Origin of the sequence: Bacillus sp. PS217 (assembly GCF_037963535.1) — a bacterium.
GTDB classification, from domain to species: Bacteria; Bacillota; Bacilli; order Bacillales; family Bacillaceae; genus Bacillus; species Bacillus subtilis.
Genome location: NZ_CP150157.1, coordinates 2,714,660 through 2,731,608 on the forward strand (window position 1 = coordinate 2,714,660; position 16,949 = coordinate 2,731,608).

The 16,949-nt window shown below is 44.9% G+C and carries 19 protein-coding genes and 1 pseudogene; 5 read left to right on the forward strand and 15 right to left on the reverse strand.

What is annotated here, in order from left to right; genetic code table 11:
* Positions 1-33 precede the first annotated feature (33 nt).
* The 8 genes from tgt to iolG all read right to left on the reverse strand — a co-directional run bounded on the left by tgt (position 34) and on the right by iolG (position 7,178).
* The gene (gene tgt / locus NSQ83_RS14125; RefSeq protein ID WP_003229725.1) at positions 34-1,179 is read right to left on the reverse strand and encodes a tRNA guanosine(34) transglycosylase Tgt; all 1,146 of its coding nucleotides are present in this window, start codon (positions 1,177-1,179) and stop codon (positions 34-36) included.
* A 26-nt stretch (positions 1,180-1,205) separates the two neighbouring features.
* Positions 1,206-2,234 (reverse strand): tRNA preQ1(34) S-adenosylmethionine ribosyltransferase-isomerase QueA, encoded by a 1,029-nt coding sequence (queA, locus tag NSQ83_RS14130; RefSeq protein WP_003229723.1) that lies wholly within the window; start codon positions 2,232-2,234, stop codon positions 1,206-1,208.
* A gap of 29 nt (positions 2,235-2,263) precedes the next feature.
* Positions 2,264-2,464, reverse strand: a complete 201-nt coding sequence (locus tag NSQ83_RS14135) for a DUF2905 domain-containing protein (protein WP_003222669.1) — start codon at positions 2,462-2,464, stop codon at positions 2,264-2,266.
* Positions 2,457-3,461 carry a Holliday junction branch migration DNA helicase RuvB gene (ruvB, locus tag NSQ83_RS14140; RefSeq protein WP_003229718.1) on the reverse strand — a complete coding sequence of 335 codons (1,005 nt, stop codon included), beginning with the start codon at positions 3,459-3,461 and terminating at the stop codon, positions 2,457-2,459. Before ruvB ends, NSQ83_RS14135 begins: the two co-directional genes overlap by 8 nt.
* 10 nt (positions 3,462-3,471) lie before the next feature.
* A complete protein-coding gene (gene ruvA / locus NSQ83_RS14145) occupies positions 3,472-4,077 on the reverse strand; it encodes a Holliday junction branch migration protein RuvA (protein ID WP_003229717.1) in 606 nt (201 codons plus the stop codon).
* A 137-nt stretch (positions 4,078-4,214) separates the two neighbouring features.
* Entirely contained in the window at positions 4,215-4,727 is a 513-nt protein-coding gene (gene bofC, locus NSQ83_RS14150) for a sporulation cell-cell signaling protein BofC (protein WP_003229715.1), read from the reverse strand.
* Positions 4,728-4,774: 47 nt separating this feature from the next.
* Positions 4,775-6,082 carry an MFS transporter gene (locus tag NSQ83_RS14155; RefSeq protein WP_003246197.1) on the reverse strand — a complete coding sequence of 436 codons (1,308 nt, stop codon included), beginning with the start codon at positions 6,080-6,082 and terminating at the stop codon, positions 4,775-4,777.
* Between the two features lie 70 nt (positions 6,083-6,152).
* Positions 6,153-7,178 carry an inositol 2-dehydrogenase gene (gene iolG, locus NSQ83_RS14160; protein WP_015714446.1) on the reverse strand — a complete coding sequence of 342 codons (1,026 nt, stop codon included), beginning with the start codon at positions 7,176-7,178 and terminating at the stop codon, positions 6,153-6,155.
* 237 nt (positions 7,179-7,415) lie between these two features.
* Between iolG and NSQ83_RS14165 the strand changes: the two genes are divergently transcribed.
* Positions 7,416-8,063: a phosphotransferase gene (locus NSQ83_RS14165; RefSeq protein ID WP_003246159.1), complete on the forward strand. Its 648-nt coding sequence runs from the start codon at positions 7,416-7,418 to the stop codon at positions 8,061-8,063.
* Between the two features lie 45 nt (positions 8,064-8,108).
* Here the strand turns inward: NSQ83_RS14165 and NSQ83_RS14170 are convergent, their stop codons facing one another.
* Entirely contained in the window at positions 8,109-8,231 is a 123-nt protein-coding gene (locus NSQ83_RS14170) for a hypothetical protein (RefSeq protein ID WP_128422329.1), read from the reverse strand.
* An 84-nt stretch (positions 8,232-8,315) separates the two neighbouring features.
* On the opposite strand from NSQ83_RS14170, the pseudogene NSQ83_RS14175 reads away from it, so the two are divergent.
* The 4 genes and pseudogenes from NSQ83_RS14175 to NSQ83_RS14190 all read left to right on the forward strand — a co-directional run.
* Positions 8,316-8,390, forward strand: a pseudogene (locus NSQ83_RS14175) (hypothetical protein); the annotation flags it as partial.
* Positions 8,391-8,393: 3 nt separating this feature from the next.
* Positions 8,394-8,762, forward strand: a complete 369-nt coding sequence (locus tag NSQ83_RS14180) for a DUF5412 family protein (protein ID WP_173614414.1) — start codon at positions 8,394-8,396, stop codon at positions 8,760-8,762.
* A gap of 6 nt (positions 8,763-8,768) precedes the next feature.
* Positions 8,769-8,909, forward strand: a complete 141-nt coding sequence (locus NSQ83_RS14185; protein ID WP_029727127.1) for a hypothetical protein — start codon at positions 8,769-8,771, stop codon at positions 8,907-8,909.
* A gap of 163 nt (positions 8,910-9,072) precedes the next feature.
* Positions 9,073-10,527, forward strand: a complete 1,455-nt coding sequence (locus NSQ83_RS14190; RefSeq protein ID WP_198878592.1) for an alanine/glycine:cation symporter family protein — start codon at positions 9,073-9,075, stop codon at positions 10,525-10,527.
* A gap of 40 nt (positions 10,528-10,567) precedes the next feature.
* Here the strand turns inward: NSQ83_RS14190 and NSQ83_RS14195 are convergent, their stop codons facing one another.
* From NSQ83_RS14195 to nadB, 6 genes are all read right to left on the reverse strand, one after another.
* Positions 10,568-11,290, reverse strand: coding sequence for a YebC/PmpR family DNA-binding transcriptional regulator (locus NSQ83_RS14195; RefSeq protein ID WP_004398802.1), 723 nt, complete (start codon positions 11,288-11,290; stop codon positions 10,568-10,570).
* 102 nt (positions 11,291-11,392) lie between these two features.
* A complete protein-coding gene (gene sgpA / locus NSQ83_RS14200) occupies positions 11,393-11,989 on the reverse strand; it encodes a spore germination protein SgpA (protein ID WP_015714450.1) in 597 nt (198 codons plus the stop codon).
* Between the two features lie 147 nt (positions 11,990-12,136).
* Entirely contained in the window at positions 12,137-13,300 is a 1,164-nt protein-coding gene (gene safA, locus NSQ83_RS14205) for a spore coat assembly protein SafA (protein WP_131227743.1), read from the reverse strand.
* A gap of 116 nt (positions 13,301-13,416) precedes the next feature.
* On the reverse strand, positions 13,417-14,523 hold the full coding sequence (nadA, locus tag NSQ83_RS14210; RefSeq protein ID WP_198878591.1) for a quinolinate synthase NadA: 1,107 nt from the start codon (positions 14,521-14,523) through the stop codon (positions 13,417-13,419).
* A complete protein-coding gene (gene nadC / locus NSQ83_RS14215; protein WP_198878590.1) occupies positions 14,510-15,379 on the reverse strand; it encodes a carboxylating nicotinate-nucleotide diphosphorylase in 870 nt (289 codons plus the stop codon). The genes nadA and nadC overlap by 14 nt, the downstream gene beginning before the upstream one ends.
* Positions 15,333-16,928, reverse strand: coding sequence for an L-aspartate oxidase (gene nadB / locus NSQ83_RS14220; RefSeq protein WP_106073631.1), 1,596 nt, complete (start codon positions 16,926-16,928; stop codon positions 15,333-15,335). Before nadB ends, nadC begins: the two co-directional genes overlap by 47 nt.
* Positions 16,929-16,949 lie beyond the last annotated feature (21 nt).

A 16,949-nucleotide genomic window follows, 5' to 3' on the forward strand; every position in this document is an offset into this window, starting at 1 on the left:
TTTCACCCCTTTCTGTAAGCCTGTTATGTTTATTTAGAAGCTTTTCGCATTTGGCTTGTTATAGCCGTAACGCTCAAAGAACTCTTCTCTGAAATCACCGAGACGATCCTCGCGAATAGCCTGTCTCACCTGCTCCATTAAGTGTAACAGAAAATGAAGGTTATGGTAAGTTGTTAATCGAAGGCCGAATGTTTCATTGCAGCGAATCAAGTGCCTAATGTACGCGCGAGTGTAGTTTTTACATGTATAGCAATCACACTCTTCATCAATCGGACGGAAGTCTCTTTCAAATTTCGCATTTTTCATATTGAGTCGTCCTTCAGCAGTAAACACTGTGCCGTTTCTTGCAATCCGAGTAGGCAGCACACAGTCAAACATGTCGACCCCGCGGATCGCTCCGTCGATCAGTGCGTCCGGAGAACCTACTCCCATCAGATATCTCGGTTTATCCTTCGGCAAGAGCGGTGTTGTAAATTCGAGTACACGATTCATGACATCCTTCGGTTCACCTACAGACAATCCGCCTATAGCATATCCCGGAAAATCAAGCGAAATCAAGTCCTTCGCACTTTGTGTCCGCAGATCTTCATATTCTCCGCCTTGTACAATACCAAACAGCCCTTGTTCATCCTGACGATTGTGGGCATTCAGGCAGCGTTCCGCCCAACGGCTTGTCCGTTCAACTGACCTCTTCATGTAGTCGTACTCCGCCGGGTATGGCGGGCATTCGTCAAACGCCATCATAATATCAGAGCCGAGTGCGTTTTGGATCTCCATCGCTTTTTCCGGAGATAAAAACAGCTTGTCTCCATTTAGATGATTGCGGAAATGGACACCCTCTTCCTCTATATTACGAAACTTGCTTAAAGAAAAGACCTGAAAACCGCCTGAATCTGTTAAAATTGCGCGGTCCCAGTTCATAAATTTATGGAGCCCGCCCGCTTCTTTGACAATGTCTTGGCCCGGACGAAGCCATAGATGATAAGTGTTGCTCAAAATGATGCCTGCATCCATTGCTTTCAGCTCTTCAGGCGACATTGTTTTGACTGTCGCCAGTGTACCGACCGGCATAAAAACCGGCGTTTCGAAGGAGCCGTGAGGCGTATGCACTTTGCCCAGCCGCGCTCCTGTTTGTTTGCATTCTTTTATAAATTCATAGCGTATTGGTTGTTCAGCCACTTTTGATGAGGCCTCCTGTTCTCAAATTATATAATCAGCATCGCGTCTCCGAAGCTGAAGAAACGGTATTCTTCTTCCACTGCATGGTTATAGGCACGCAGAATGTTTTCTCTTCCAGCAAGCGCGCTGACCAGCATAATCAATGACGATTTCGGCAAATGGAAGTTTGTAATCATTCCGTCAATGGCTTTAAATTCATAGCCCGGATAAATAAAAATAGATGTCCAGCCGCTTGATGCTTTAAATTGCCCGTCATGTTCCCCGGCAATCGTCTCAAGCGTGCGTGTCGAGGTCGTGCCGACAGAAATGATCCGACCGCCATTTTCTCTTACTTTATTTAAGGCTGCAGCCGTTTCTTCTGACATTTGATAAAACTCTGCATGCATATTATGCTCTTCCACTTCATCGGCACTCACAGGGCGAAACGTTCCAAGGCCTACGTGCAGTGTGATGAACTCAATTTGCACGCCTTTGTCTTTCAGCTGCTGTAAGATTTCTTCCGTGAAGTGAAGGCCAGCTGTAGGCGCAGCAGCAGAGCCGATTTCTTTTGAATATACTGTCTGGTAGCGCTCTTTGTCATCAAGCTGTTCTTTGATATATGGAGGGAGCGGCATCTCTCCAAGGGATTCAAGCACCTCGTAGAAAATACCGTCATATTGAAATTCCATCTTTCTGCCGCCGTGCTCAAGCTCTTCCGTGCAGATTGCCTTCAATCTTCCGTCTCCAAATGTGACAACAGTTCCTTTTTTCACCCGTTTCGCCGGTTTGGCAAGTGTTTCCCATTTATCACCGGTTTCCTGTTTCAACAAAAGAAGTTCCACTTTGGCGCCGGTATCCTCTTTTGTGCCGAATAACCGCGCAGGCAGTACCCGGGTATTGTTCAGGACTAGACAATCGCCTTCGTTAAAGAAGCTGATAATGTGTTTAAACGAGCTGTCAGTAAGCTCTCCTGTATGTTTATCGAGCACCATCAGCCTTGAAGCATCACGCTGCTCCAACGGTACTTGTGCAATTAAACGTTCTGGTAGTTCAAAATCAAATAAATCGACTTTCATGATGATTTCACCTTTATTCTAGTCTTTTGTTATTTCATTCTGCCAAAAAGATTAAGCAAAATTGATAATACCACACTTATAATAATACAAGTGACAACCGGGAAGAAAAACGTGACATTTCCTTTTTTTACAAAAATATCTCCCGGCATCTTGCCGACAAAATGCAAAACTGCTCCGATAATAAGCAAAACAGCACCAAGAATCATGATGATCTTAGGAAATTCAGTCATATCGGGGAGCCTCCATTTGGAAATGATGATAAACGGCCGGTGTCACGATCCTTCCACGCGGCGTTCTTTGTATAAATCCAATTTGCAGCAGATATGGTTCATATACGTCTTCAATCGTATGCGATTCCTCGCCGATGGTAGCTGAAATCGTATCAAGGCCTACTGGGCCGCCGTTGAATTTTTCGATCATGCCCATCAGCAGCTTATGATCAATATGATCCAAACCGAGGCGGTCAACCTGAAGCCGCTCCAGCGCATTCTGAGAAATGTCTTCCGTAATCCTGCTGTCACCCAGCACTTGGGCGAAATCGCGCACCCTTCTCAGCAGGCGATTCGCCACGCGGGGCGTCCCTCTCGATCTTCTTGCAATTTCAAGCGCCGACGGTTTATCAATCTCAACCTCGAATACATCAGCGGTTCTTGTGACAATATCCGCCAGTTCTTCTTGTGTATAGTACTCAAGGCGAGACATGACGCCGAATCTGTCTCTTAAAGGAGCCGTCAAAAGCCCCACCCTCGTCGTGGCTCCCACCAGCGTAAAAGGCGGAAGGTCGAGCCGAACCGAGCGGGCAGATGGGCCTTTGCCAATCACAATGTCCAGGCAAAAGTCTTCCATTGCAGGATAAAGCACCTCTTCGATCGATCTGTGCAGCCTATGTATTTCATCAATAAATAATACATCTCCCGGTTCCAGCGCCGTTAATATAGCAGCCAAATCACCAGGCCTTTCAATCGCAGGCCCTGAGGTCGTCCGCAATTCCACTCCCATTTCATTAGCAACAATCGAAGCAAGCGTTGTTTTTCCGAGTCCGGGCGGCCCGTACAGAAGAACATGATCCAGCGTCTCCTGTCTCATTTTCGCCGCATCTATAAACACGCGCAAATTTTCTTTTACCTTATGCTGCCCGATATACTGTGCCAGATTTTGCGGCCTCAGGCTTTGCTCTATCACTGATTCATGGTTGTCTGCTTCACTTGAGACGAGCCGTTCATCCATGAACATCACCTTACTTTAATAGTTTTTGTAATGCTTTTTTCACATATTGGTCTGTTGTCAGCCCAATTTCTTCTTTAAGGTGAGGAAGCACCTTTTTGATTTCTTTTTCAGCATATCCGAGAACCCTGAGGGCTTCAAGTGCTTCTTCAAGAGCCGTTTCCGCTGTTTGCTTTTCAAGCCTTTCTTCATGATTAAACAGATTTTCAATCATTTCAGGCACAACATCTGCCAGCTTTCCTTTTAAATCTAGAATAATCTGGCGTGCGGTTTTCTTTCCTACTCCAGGAAACTTGACCAAAAAAGCTTCATCCTCATTTTCAATTGCTTGGATGACCGCTCCGGGATCACCCGAGCCCAAGATGGCAAGTGCTCCTTTCGGGCCAATTCCGGTCACGTTTAACAGCTTTGTAAAGAGCGCCTTCTCCTCTCTTGTTGAAAAACCGTAAAGCGAAAAAGCATCCTCTCTGATATGATGGTATGTAAAAATCGTTTCCTGGCTTCTCTCCTTATATATAAACGGATTCGGCGTGAAAATCTGATAGCCGATGCCGCCGTTCTCTATGACAATATATTGGGGAGATACATAATCAATCGTCCCTTTAACAAATTCAATCACGCAAATTCACCTCTTTGACTGTTCTTCATTGTACCATAAAAACAGCCAAAGTCTTATAGAAAAGTTAACATATGTTCGCTTCTCTCTCATTCTTTCACGAAAAAAAGACATGAATACATGTCTTCAATCAGCGGACGTTACCCGCTGTATGTCTTCATATGTTCGATGACATCCTCAAACTCCGCTTTTGTCCGAAATGGAATGCCTTTCAGCAGATTTTTTTGCATATGGCTTTCCAGCCTTTCTAAATCAATTTGAAAAAAAGACTGAATTGGTTCGGAAGCTGGCTCAGGCCGCCCATGAAAAGTGGAAATCACTCCATTATCCGATACACCGATATACCCGTTGACCTTGCTGAGCGGAGATATATCGTCCATTTGCTTCCGGAAGAGCACATATCCCTTTTTTTGTTCCACAAGCGTCCATCCGGCATAAGCTGCCCAAAAATCATCCATAGAAAACACTTTTTCATGCTTATGCTCAATGCTGACATCGCCGTCCAAATACACCTTTTCAAGCTGCACATGCACCTGCAGCGGCTCATAGTGCTCCACTTCCGCGCCAAGTGCGCGGGAAGGAGCTCCTATTAAAAATACTGCCGCTGAGCAAAGAATGCCCAGCAAAAGATACGCCGTGCTGAATCGTTTCACCCTCTACACCTCTTTGCACACGTTTATGATTAGTTTGACCAAAGAGGCTACTGCTTAACCGTTTTATCAAAATTTGTCTGCACATTTTCCCTGACAAACCGTTCCTCCGTATACACATCTGTGCTTTGCTCAGAAATTGTCAAGAATCGCGTCAGAAAGGCACTGAAAAAATACAATGCCGCAAAGATCCAAATCACGCCACCTGCACCGAGCGGCCCAATGAAAAGACTCACGATGCCCGGCGCGATAAACGCACATAAACCAGATCCCAAATTCAACACTGACATGGCAGCACCTTTATTATCAGGTGCAAGCGTCGGCAAAAGCGCGCTTAATGGAACGTACCCTGCTAAAGCCGCGCCGTAGCAGCAGGCGATAATCATGAGCACCCAATACTGATGCCCGATCAGCTGAGGCGTGTAATACAGCGCCAGCGTAAAAATACCGCATCCGACACCGCCAAACCACATGACCGTATTGCGCCAGCCAAGTTTATCTCCGACTGCACCGAAAATGATATTAAACACAATATTCACAAAAAACAGCGTCCCCCATATTTGCAGCCATTCCGAAACCGAATACCCGTATCGTGCTAAATAAGTAGGAAGAAAGATGGCAAATCCAAATTGTCCTATCGCATTAATCGTCTTGACCACTCCGCCGATGCCTACCTTAGGGTTTTCAAACATAATCGTAAATGCCTTCGACAGTTCTTTCCATTTCGGCTGATCTTGTTTTTGTATCGGAGTAAATTTATCTTTGTTAAAAAATAAGGCAAGAATTCCGCCTGCCGCCACAAACAGTAAAGCGCTCCAAAGCGTATTGATTTCTCCAAAGGCCGGAACTGCATAGCTGGAATAGAACGGGCCGAGCACGTTAAGGCCGCACGTAAACATAAACCAAAACCAGCCGACGGCTTTTCCAAGAATATTTTGAGAGGTGCTGTATGACACCCATACGAGAAAAGAGTATGCAAACAGCGGATATCCCAAGCCTCTAAGAGCATAGCTGCCCAAGAGAGCCGGATAATACATATGAGGAATCGCCCAGCCGATAAAAGCGGCCGAACCGAGGATAAATGCAAGCAATCCGACGGTCATCGTTTTTCTCGGCCCCCAAGTTTGGACAAACGTTCCTGAAAGCCAAGCTGAGATGGTGACAGCAATGCCGTACATGGTAAATAACGATGCGGATTGCTGCATACTGAGACCATGATCAACGAGAAAAGGAGACAGCCAGCCTTGTTCGAGGCCGTCTCCAACCATAAAGATGACAACGCCAATATAACCCCAAACCATGTGAGAAGGAATTCCGATTTTGTTCAAAACATTTCCTTTAGCATGTACTGTATTCATTTTCTCCACCGCCTACTTAAAGTATCAATGGAGTATATACCCAAGCTTGCTGAATTGTAATCCTGTTAGATTAAAAAGCGATTTTTTCAGTGTGCTCAATGCTGACAGGCATGCCAAAAGCAAGCGATTGCTGTGCTGCTCTGGCGATCCTTCCGGCCTGTAAACCGTCATTGCCGGTGCAGGGAGTCTCCTGGTTTGTGCCGATCGCTTCTGCAAAACGGAGAATCTCCTCCTCATATGAATCCTTATAGCGTTCAAGGAAAAAGAAATGCGGTTTATCCTTCATCACAAAATCAGCTGTTGACACCTCAACCGTTGTCGGCCTGCTATTGTCAGCCGCTGCAGAGCCTTTCGTCCCGAAAACCTCAACCCGCTGGTCATATCCGTACACAGCTTGGCGGCTGTTATCAATCACAGCCATGGCACCGTTTTCAAAAGTCAGTGTAATAACAGCTGTATCAATATCACCCAGCTCCGCAAAAGAAGGATTCACCAAAGCTGCCCCTTTGGCATACACTTCCGTCACTTCGCTTTTCATAATATATCTGGCCATATCAAAATCATGGATCGACATATCCATAAACAATCCGCCTGACGTACGGACATAATCTATATTCGGGGGTTCTGGGTCCCGGGACGTGATTTTTAATAAATGAGGTGTACCGATTTCACCATTTTCAACAATTGTTTTGATTTTCTTAAAATGAGGATCAAAGCGGCGGTTAAATCCGACTTGAAGTGTTACACCGTGTTTCCGGACAGCCGCAAGCGCTTCACTCGTTTCGTCCAGAGAGAAACTAACGGGCTTCTCACAAAATATATGCTTTTTCGCCTCGGCTGCTTCTTTGATCATCTGTGCATGTACGGCTGTAGGAGAGCAAATAAAAATAGCATCAATATCAGGATCATGTAATAAATCACGATAATCAGAGGTTATGTATTCAATCTGATGACTGTCGGCCCAGCTTTTTATACGGCTTGCCTGAATGTCAGAGACTGCTTTTATTTTCATGTGAGGAATCCGGCTTATATTTTGAACATGAAGTTTGCCGATGCGGCCTGCACCGATAATCCCTGTTACAATCTGTTTTGTCATGACTTCTTCCCCCTTGATCATTCACGAAAGCGCTTTATTTAAAATTAATACTATCCCATTTGTAAGCGCTTTTCAAGAATGGAAATTAAACGTTCTATGTCTCTTTTATCACAATTCATGCTTATAAGTAGCCTTCTTCTTCAAGACCAGATACACTAGAATTAGGCTCTTTTTCCTGAACAGTTTATGATTTTCCTATAAACAGCTGCATAAAATAGAGCAAAGAAGGTGAATGAAATGCTGACAAAAGCAGAGGCACTGGCCCATACCGTCATATACCGCAAGAACAGCAGATTTGATAAAGTCAAAGAGAAATCCGAGGAATTAACACTAATCGGCAAGGGAAGAAGCGCCTATGTGTTTGCCTTAACAGAAGGCGGTCGAAAAATGGCGCTGAAAGTATTTTTTCCGGAATATCAAGCGACAGCAGTCAAAGAAGCAGCGATCTATGAAAAATTAGCCGGGTCCGCATTCTATCCTGACATTTACGAAACTGGCGATTCATTTATTCTCATGGAATATATTAAAGGTGAAACCTTTTATAACTGTCTGAAGAAAGGCATTGCAATCAGTGATGACATGATTCAGCAGGTTGAAGAAGCGCTTTCTGACGCCCGGGCAGCCGGACTGAACCCGTCAGATATTCATTTGCGGAATCTGATATTGACAGAAACCGGGGCGGTGCGGGTGATTGATGTTGCGAGATTTGAGCAGACAAAAACATGCACGCAGTGGGACGACTTAAAATCCGCATATCATGCACTCTACAAAAAACCGATATTCCCCAAAAAGATTCCGGGTTTTTGGCTGGAGATCATCGCATTTTTATATAAGAAAGATTGGTTTCAAAAGCATTTCGCACAGCGGAAAAGAAAATATTCTTAAATCAAAAAGGCAGCCGCACAAGCGGCTGCCTTTATCATGTATTTTTTACTTTCTGACGGCAGAAATCAGTTTCATTTGTTCAGGCGACAGCTTAATTCGATAGCCTCTCACAGTTAAGTAGACCGCTTCTGGGTCCTTCTCGCCGGAATGACAATACATTTTCTCCATTTCTGTCTCCCCTCACCCTTTATTGGCTTTATTTCATCTTATCATTGCTTTATTAAGGTAATTTTAAAGAAATGTAAAGATCATATGAATCCGATATATAGTAAAATGAGAGAAAAAAAGGGAGAGAGTCACATTAAGACACGCAGCAACATCCCGCTTATTATGTTTGCCCTGCTGGTCTTCTTCGGCGGCGCCATCTATTGGATGTTATTTTCACTAAAAAACGTTCCGAAAGGCAATCTCGTCCAATCGGTTGAATCGCCGGACGGCAGCTATACGTTAAACACTTATGTATCCGAAAACACCTTGAGCTTAGATGCAGCCAGAGGTGAACTTGTAAATGAAAAAACACTTGTCAAGAGAACAATCTACTGGAATTACCCGGACAGCCGCCCAGCAGTGACGTGGATCAATCACAATACAGTGAAAATCGGCAATCAGACTTTACATCTTGATACTGGTGAAACGTATGATTGGCGAAAAGATGATCATTGGATCCGTGAAGAACCGCCGCAGGCGTCAGTGAGGTGATGAAACATGAATAAGATGAACGGAACAAATGATGACAAGCATTTCAATCATTTTGTGATTGCTTTATCCTTTATATACGGTTTGACTGAACTAGGCTATTTGTTGCTGAAGGATTTTATAACAATTGCCATAAGTTTGCCTCTGTAGAAAAACGCAGCGTAGTCGATACGCCGCGTTTTTTCTTTTTCCCTTCCTCTTCTTATTGATAATTACAGGTCATATAATGTGACAAATCGATTGTAGAAATAGTTCGATTAGACCAAAATCCTTTTTATACATGTATTCGAATTTGAAGTGAGGGGGAAGCTTGATGGCAGATTTTGTTGCTAGTTTGAATGCGGTCTTATGGAGTACGCCCGTCATTTATATTTTATTGGGAATTGGATTCGCCTTTTCAATTATGACCCGTTTTTTACAAGTCCGACATTTAAAAGAAATGATTGTTCAGATGTTCAAAGGCAAGAGCTCTGAAGCCGGCGTTTCATCTTTCCAAGCGTTATCGATTGCGCTGTCCGGCCGTGTGGGCACAGGAAACATCGCGGGAGTGGCGACAGCAATTGCATTCGGCGGACCCGGTGCAGTGTTCTGGATGTGGGCGATTGCCTTTATCGGGGCGGCGAGTGCCTTTGTAGAATCAACGCTTGCTCAAATTTACAAAGTGAAACAAGACGGTCAATATCGGGGCGGCCCTGCTTATTATATAGAAAAAGGCTTAGGCATTAAGTGGTTTGCCGTCTTATTTGCCGCTGCTGCCCTTATTGCAATGTCCTTTCTAATGCCGGGCGTACAGTCCAACTCCATTGCGGCTGGGATCCAAAATGCATTCGGCATCTCTCCTTTCGTCACAGGGTGTGGTCTGGTTTTATTATTAGGGTTCATTATTTTTGGCGGCGTCAAACGAATTGCCAATGCGGCGCAAATGATTGTTCCATTTATGGCCATTGGATATATCCTGCTGTCTTTGATTATTATTGTCATGAATGTGTCTGAATTGCCTGCTGTGATCTCATTAATATTCAAAAGCGCCTTTGCATTGGATTCCGCTTTTGGCGGCTTGATCGGCATGGCGATTTCCTGGGGCGTTAAACGTGGCATTTATTCAAACGAAGCCGGCCAGGGAACAGGCCCGCATCCGGCAGCCGCTGCAGAAGTTTCTCATCCGGTCAAGCAGGGACTGGTTCAGGCATTTTCTGTTTATATTGACACCTTGTTTGTATGTTCCGCTACAGCTTTCATGATCTTGTTTACCGGCATGTACAATACCCAGGCTGCAGATGGTTCCTTTATCGTTCACCAGCTTAAAGGCGTAGAAGCAGGACCTGGTTTCACACAAGCGGCAATTGACAGTGTTCTTCCCGGATTCGGTGCAGGCTTTGTTGCCATCGCTTTATTCTTCTTCGCTTTTACAACAATTATGGCGTACTACTACATCGCAGAAACAAATATCGCCTATTTAGCACGAGGCAGAGAAAGCAAATGGGCGATGCTTGGCTTAAAACTGATTATTTTAGCCGCCACGTTCTATGGTACTGTGAAAACAGCTTCACTTGCTTGGGCATTAGGGGATGCAGGGCTTGGCATTATGGTATGGCTGAACGTCATTGCCATTGTGCTGCTTGCCAAGCCGGCGCTCCTTGCTTTAAAGGATTATGAGCGCCAAAAGAAGCAGGGCTTAGACCCGATCTTTGATCCAAAAGCGCTGGGTATCAAAAACGCTGATTTCTGGGAGAAAGAATACACTCATGAAAGTGAACGTGTCTCCTGAACATACTAAAACCGGCCCGATATGACCTCGTGCCGGTTTTTTATGAACGATAGTTTGTATACACTTCTTGAACATCATCGTCATCTTCAAGGACGTCTATTAATGTTTCCAGCTTCTCAACAGCCTGATCATCGGCTTCTGCATAGGTATTGGGAAGCATGGTCACCTCCGCCGAAGAAATTAGATATTTCGATTCGAGGGCTGTTTTCACCTCTTCAAAATGCTCAGGCTCTGTGAAAACCTCATATAGGTCTTCTTCAATTCGCAGCTCTTCTCCTCCTGCTTCAAGCACATCTAGCATGAGCTCATCTTCTTCTATTTGCCGTTCAGTACGGTCTATCGTAATGAACCCCTTTCGTTCAAATAAAAAGGCTACACATCCGCTTTCTCCCAGACTTCCGCCATTTTTATTAAAGGCTGTCCGCACATTTGACGCCGTTCGGTTTTTATTATCTGTTACGCATTCAACCATGACGGCAATCCCTGAAGGGCCGTAGCCTTCATAGGTGATTTCTTCATAGCTGCTTCCGTCTTGGCCTCCCGCAGCTTTTTTAATGGCCCGATCTATATTTTCATTCGGCATATTGGCGCCTTTTGCTTTTTCGATGACAAGACGCAATGCTGAATTTGCTTCTGGATCCGCTCCGCCTTCTTTCGCTGCCACATAGATTTCTTTTGCCAGCTTCATAAATATTTTCCCGCGTTTTGCATCCTGTGCATTTTTTCTTTTTTGAATGTTTTTCCACTTGGAATGGCCTGCCATGTTTTCACCTTCTTTTACATTTTCTATGTACACTTTAATGGGAATTGTTCGCTGATGCAAAGAAAAAGGCTGCCGAATATCACTTCCGGCAGCCCTTCCTTCCTAGCGGTTGTTCATTTTATGAAGTTTTCTGAAGAGCCCTTTATCTGTTGATACTTGAACGTCACGGCCATTTGCATAGTTGCGCGCTGCTTTTACGACATTATCTCTGTCAGACTTTGTGAACTCTCTGTGGCTTTTGACTGCGATAACTACTCGGTCATCCGATACCATAACTTGTGTGTCATTGATGTTTTTCACTTGTTTCACACGGTTGGCAATTTTTGCAGCCAGTCTTCTGTTTTCTTGGTTGTCATACCCGTTGTTCGCTGCATTCCGATTCATGTTTCGGTTATTCGTGTTGTTATATGTTCCGTCAGTTGCTAAAGGAACACGATCGTCAGCAGTAACACGGTCACGGTTATTTACATTCGTGGTGTTTCGGTTACCGTCGTTCTGATCCTCCATTAATTCAGAAACAGGACCATCGTGGTCGATTCCGTCTCCCTGTCTATCGGCGTCATTTTCATTTGTATAATATCCGATTGGACGGGTATTGCCGTTATTGCGCGTATCATTCATAGCATTATCGTTTGCTCCGCATGCTGTTAAGCCGGCTGTCATTAGAATCAAGCTAGCGATCGTCATTTTTTTACCCAATGGAAAAACCCCCCGTGGACGAATTGAGCATGTTTGCTCGCTTTTATCATGTGCGTATGGGGGGCATGTTAAGCGTGTCAGTTCTCTCCATTTGGCAGTGATCTGCTTGAAAACAAAAAAAGGAACGATTTACATCGTTCCGAACGATCACTCATTTTCTTCTTCCGGCCGGCCAAACATTTGGTTTACAGAAGGCTGGTTCGTCATTGGCATAGAAACTCCTGCCGAATATGGGTTTGGATTTGGGTTAGCTGTGCCATATGGCATATTAGGGCTTCCATAAGCTCCCATTCCCGAATGGCCAGGCGCAGAGAAATATGGCTGATGATCACCGTCACAGCCGCAGTCGTCATGATCTTTGTATGGCATGTAACCATGAGCCGCAGCAGGCTGGTATGCTCCCATTACTTGGGGAGTGCCGTAATAAGGGCCATACGGCATATGTCCATACGGAGATCCATAAGCCGGAGATGCGTATTGCGGCGCACCGTATGAACCGTAATGTCCGTGATGGCTGTTTTCATGATGCTGGTTTTCATAACCCGGGTCATACTGAGGCGATACAAAGCCTGGCTGGTATCCATGCATCGGATGCATTGGAAAAGCTTGTGCCGGATAGTACGGATAGCATAATCCTGATCCTGGAAGAATTGGCGAAACAGGCACCGGACACGGTACGAAATGAGCCGGATAATGATAATAAGGCTGAACAGCCGGCATCGGCATATTCGGAACTGTGTGATGAACGTTTTCCTCTTCTATACCGCCTACCTCTGGCGCCTTTGGCATATTAGGCATATTCGGATAATTTGCATTTTCCATATTACTCATAGCCTCCTGTTGTGGAAATTGGTCTTGCATATGATACATATGATCCATATTTCCGTCATGATGTTTTTTCGGCTCCTCCGGTTTAGGAGGCGACCAAGGCTGGAAAAGCTGTTTCATATCATAATAATCGTTCACATCAGCTTCAGGGTACACATTTTCCTGCAAATTAGGCATCGGCGGGACATACGGCATGGACTTCTTTTCTTTCGGCTTTGTGTCTTCTACATCGACAACGGATTTAGGCTTCTCTTTCGCATATGGATGTTCTTGCTTCACACTCCCGGCCGCAGGACTTTTGCCCGCTTTTGGCTCTTTTCTGACCGGGACTCCTTCTGACGGCACTTTTATTTTCATTCCAGGCATGATTAAGTCTGGATTGCTAAGCTGTGTATTGAGTTTTTTCACTTCCTCAACATCGACTCCGTACTTTTCAGCTATTTTCCAGAGCGAATCGCCTTTTTGAACGATATGGATTTTCAACGTTTTCCCCTCCTATGCAAAACGTGAACAGTTCAGCTGTGATTACAATATGTTTCTTCACAACATATGCCTGAACAAAAGAAGTTATGAGTAAAGGAAGGGAAAATATTTCTGATCTACGTGATCGAAAGCATTCGATTCAGGGCAAGGAGTGCATCTTCCTGAATGGCTTTTGGCACCTTGATGACGCCTGAAGGTTCTCCTTTTTCAATTTGTTCCAGCGACCACAACAAATGCGGCAAATCAATTCGGTTCATTGTCAGGCAAGGGCACATGTCAGGGTTGAGTGATTCGATTTGTTTATCTGGATGCTCGTGAATGATCCGCTGAACAAGATTCATTTCTGTCCCGATTGCCCACTTGCTTCCCGCCGGAGCCTGGTTGATTGTGTCGATAATATATTTCGTTGATCCGTTATCATCGCTTAGTGTCACGACTTCGTGTGAACATTCCGGGTGCACAATGATCTGAATGTCGGGGTCTCGCTCTCTCATATCATGGATATTTTTAGTGGTGAATTTCTCGTGAACAGAGCAATGCCCTTTCCACAAAATCACTTTCACATTCGTATGCCCGGATTCAGCTACTAATTCATCTTTCATCGGATCCCACACAGCCATATCTTCAAGCGCAATGCCCAGATCATAAGCCGTATTTCTCCCTAAATGCTGATCAGGCAAAAATAAAATTTTTTTTTTCTGTGTAAACGCCCATTCAAGCACTTTTTTCGCATTCGAAGAAGTCACAGTTGCTCCGCCATGCTTTCCGACGAATGCCTTGATCTCCGCAGTGGAGTTCACATAAGTTAAAGGTATGATCGTATCTCCAAATATATGCTGAAGCTTCTTCCATGCCCTATTGGTCTGCTGCATGTCAGCCATGTCAGCCATAGAACATCCAGCTCTCATATCTGGCAGGACGACCGTTTGCTGCTCGCTTGTCAGCATATCGGCGGTTTCTGCCATAAAGTGAACGCCGCAAAATACGATATAATCCGCTTCTTTGTTTTTTTCCGCTACTTGGGCCAATTGCAGGGAGTCGCCTGTTTGGTCAGCAAATTGTATCACTTCATCCTTTTGATAATGATGGCCTGGTATAAAGAGCCTGCTGCCGAACTTTTTCTTAATGGCGGCAACGCGCGTTTCCATATCCTTTCTCGATAGTTCTTTATAACTTTCGGGCATCATATCATTCGATTGTTTGATCACATCAAGAATTGACATAACAGCATTCCTCCACAGATTCATTTGATAACGTAACATCCATGCTGATATCTAAACTTTTGACGGAATGAGTCAGAAATCCTAATGAAATATAATTCACACCCGTCCCTTTAAAAGCAGGCAAAGATTCTAACGTAATCCCGCCAGAGGCTTCAGTTTTTATATGAGCCGGTGTGAGCTTTGCAAAATGACGGACCGTATCAGGCGGACAGTTGTCAAACATAATAACATCCGCGCCAGCTGCAATTGCTTCCCGCAGCTGTCCCTCCGTTTCAATTTCCACCTCGATATTTACCATGTGCCCTGCGGCCTGACGGGCTTTTTTGCACGCCTCTAAAATAGAGCCGCATGCTGCGATATGATTATCTTTAATCATGATGCCGTCATACAAACCGAATCGATGATTATACCCGCCGCCGGCTCTGACAGCATATTTCTCCAGCATTCTAAGCCCCGGTGTTGTTTTTCTCGTGTCACAAATTTTAATCTGTTCATCATCCAGACACCGAACAGCCTCTCTTGTCATTGTCGCAATTCCTGACAGCCTCTGAATAAGATTTAATACGACCCGCTCTCCTGAAAGGAGCGCAGCTGCGGGACCATGTAACTCGGCAATCACTTCACCTTTATGCAACATGTCCCCATCTTTTTTGTGTAAAATGATTTGAACATTTTCGTCCAATAACGAAAAGCCTTCTTTTATGATCGCTGCTCCTGCAAAAATACCCTCTGACTTTGCAACAATCTCCGCTTCACAGCTCTGTTCTCCAAAAATAGACTGCGATGTAAGATCCCCTGTCCCAATATCCTCAAGAAAAAAGTGATTCAGTAATTTTTTCAGCTGTAAATGATTCATTGTTCCAAATCCCCTCGTTTTTTCTGATCTTCGTTCCTTTTTTTGTATGGACAATTTGTCTTCCTTGCCAGCTCACCTCAGCATGAGGAAAATCGGTGCGGAAGTGAGCCCCTCTGCTTTCCTCCCGCAAAAGCGCAGAAAACGTCATCAGCTTTGCAGTTTGCCATAGATGAGAAAGTTCCATCTGCCGAATTGTGATATCCTTCACATTTACTTCCTGAAAAGGCAGCGTATGAAGCCAGATGCTAAGCTCAATCAAACTGCTTTGTTCCCGCAGAATAGACATGTGGCTTGTCATTTTGCTTTGCAGTTCATGCACCTCTATATCCGGCACCTCGTAGAAGACACTGGTTTCTAGCCCTGATTGATATTGCCTGTTATAAACCGGTTTTTGGATAATATGCTCTGCTGCCCTTTTTCCAAATACCAGCGCTTCCAATAAAGAATTGCTTGCAAGCCGGTTTGCTCCATGTAAACCGGAGCATGCTGTCTCGCCAATCGCATAAAGCCCCGGCACTGTCGTTTCTCCCCAGCGATTAACTGAAACACCTCCCATTAAGAAATGCATTCCCGGAGCAACAGAAATTTTTCCGCTGTGGATATCAACCCCTGCTTTTTCACAAATAGCAGTGATGGTAGGGAAACGCGTTTCAAAATCAGAAATCGCACTGAAGTCTATATAAACGCGATTTCCTTTTGCCATTTCTTCGTGAATAACCCGTGAGACAATATCTCTTGGGGCCAGGTCACCTAAAGGATGCCGTTCAGCCATAATCCTGCGGCCGTTTTCGTCTACTAAACATCCGCCTTCCCCTCTGACAGCTTCTGAAACAAGCCCGTAGGAAACACCATTTTTCACAAGCAGTGTCGGGTGAAACTGAGTAAACTCCAAATCCGTTAATTCCGCCCCGGCCCGGTAAGCCAGAGAAAGACCGTCACCTGTGACAGTGAGATCATTCGTATGGTGAAGAAACAGGTTTCCACAGCCGCCGGCAGCCAGCACAACTTCGTCTGCGTGCCTTACCTTGAGCCGCCCTTTGCTGTCTTTTGTCATGACGCCGATACATCGTCCGTCCTCTATAAGCAAATCTGCTGCCGTTTCATTCTCGATTAACTTGATTTTGCTGTTGATCCGTTTGAGCAAATAATCGATAAGCAGCCTGCCTGTTGCGTCTCCGCCTGCATGAAATATGCGGTTGTATGAGTGGGCCCCTTCTCTTCCAAGACAAACACCGCCTCGTTCATTGCGGTCGAATGGAAATCCACGCTCCAATAGGCTTTGAACCATCATTTTTCCATCATGTAATACGTCTGCTGCAATAGCTAGATTATTATGGCCGCACCCTGCGTATAACGTATCCTCCAGATGGGCTTCAATCGAGTCATCTTTTGCATAGGCCGCAGCAATCCCGCCTTGTGCATAGACAGAATTGCTGTTTTTGACGCTTTTTTTTGTGATAACAGTCACTTCGTATGAGGGCGGGAAAGCTGCAGCTAAGGAAAGTGCCGCCGCCCCTGAACCGATGACTGCAATCGTCTTTTTAGACATATGCCATCCTCCTGTTGTTTA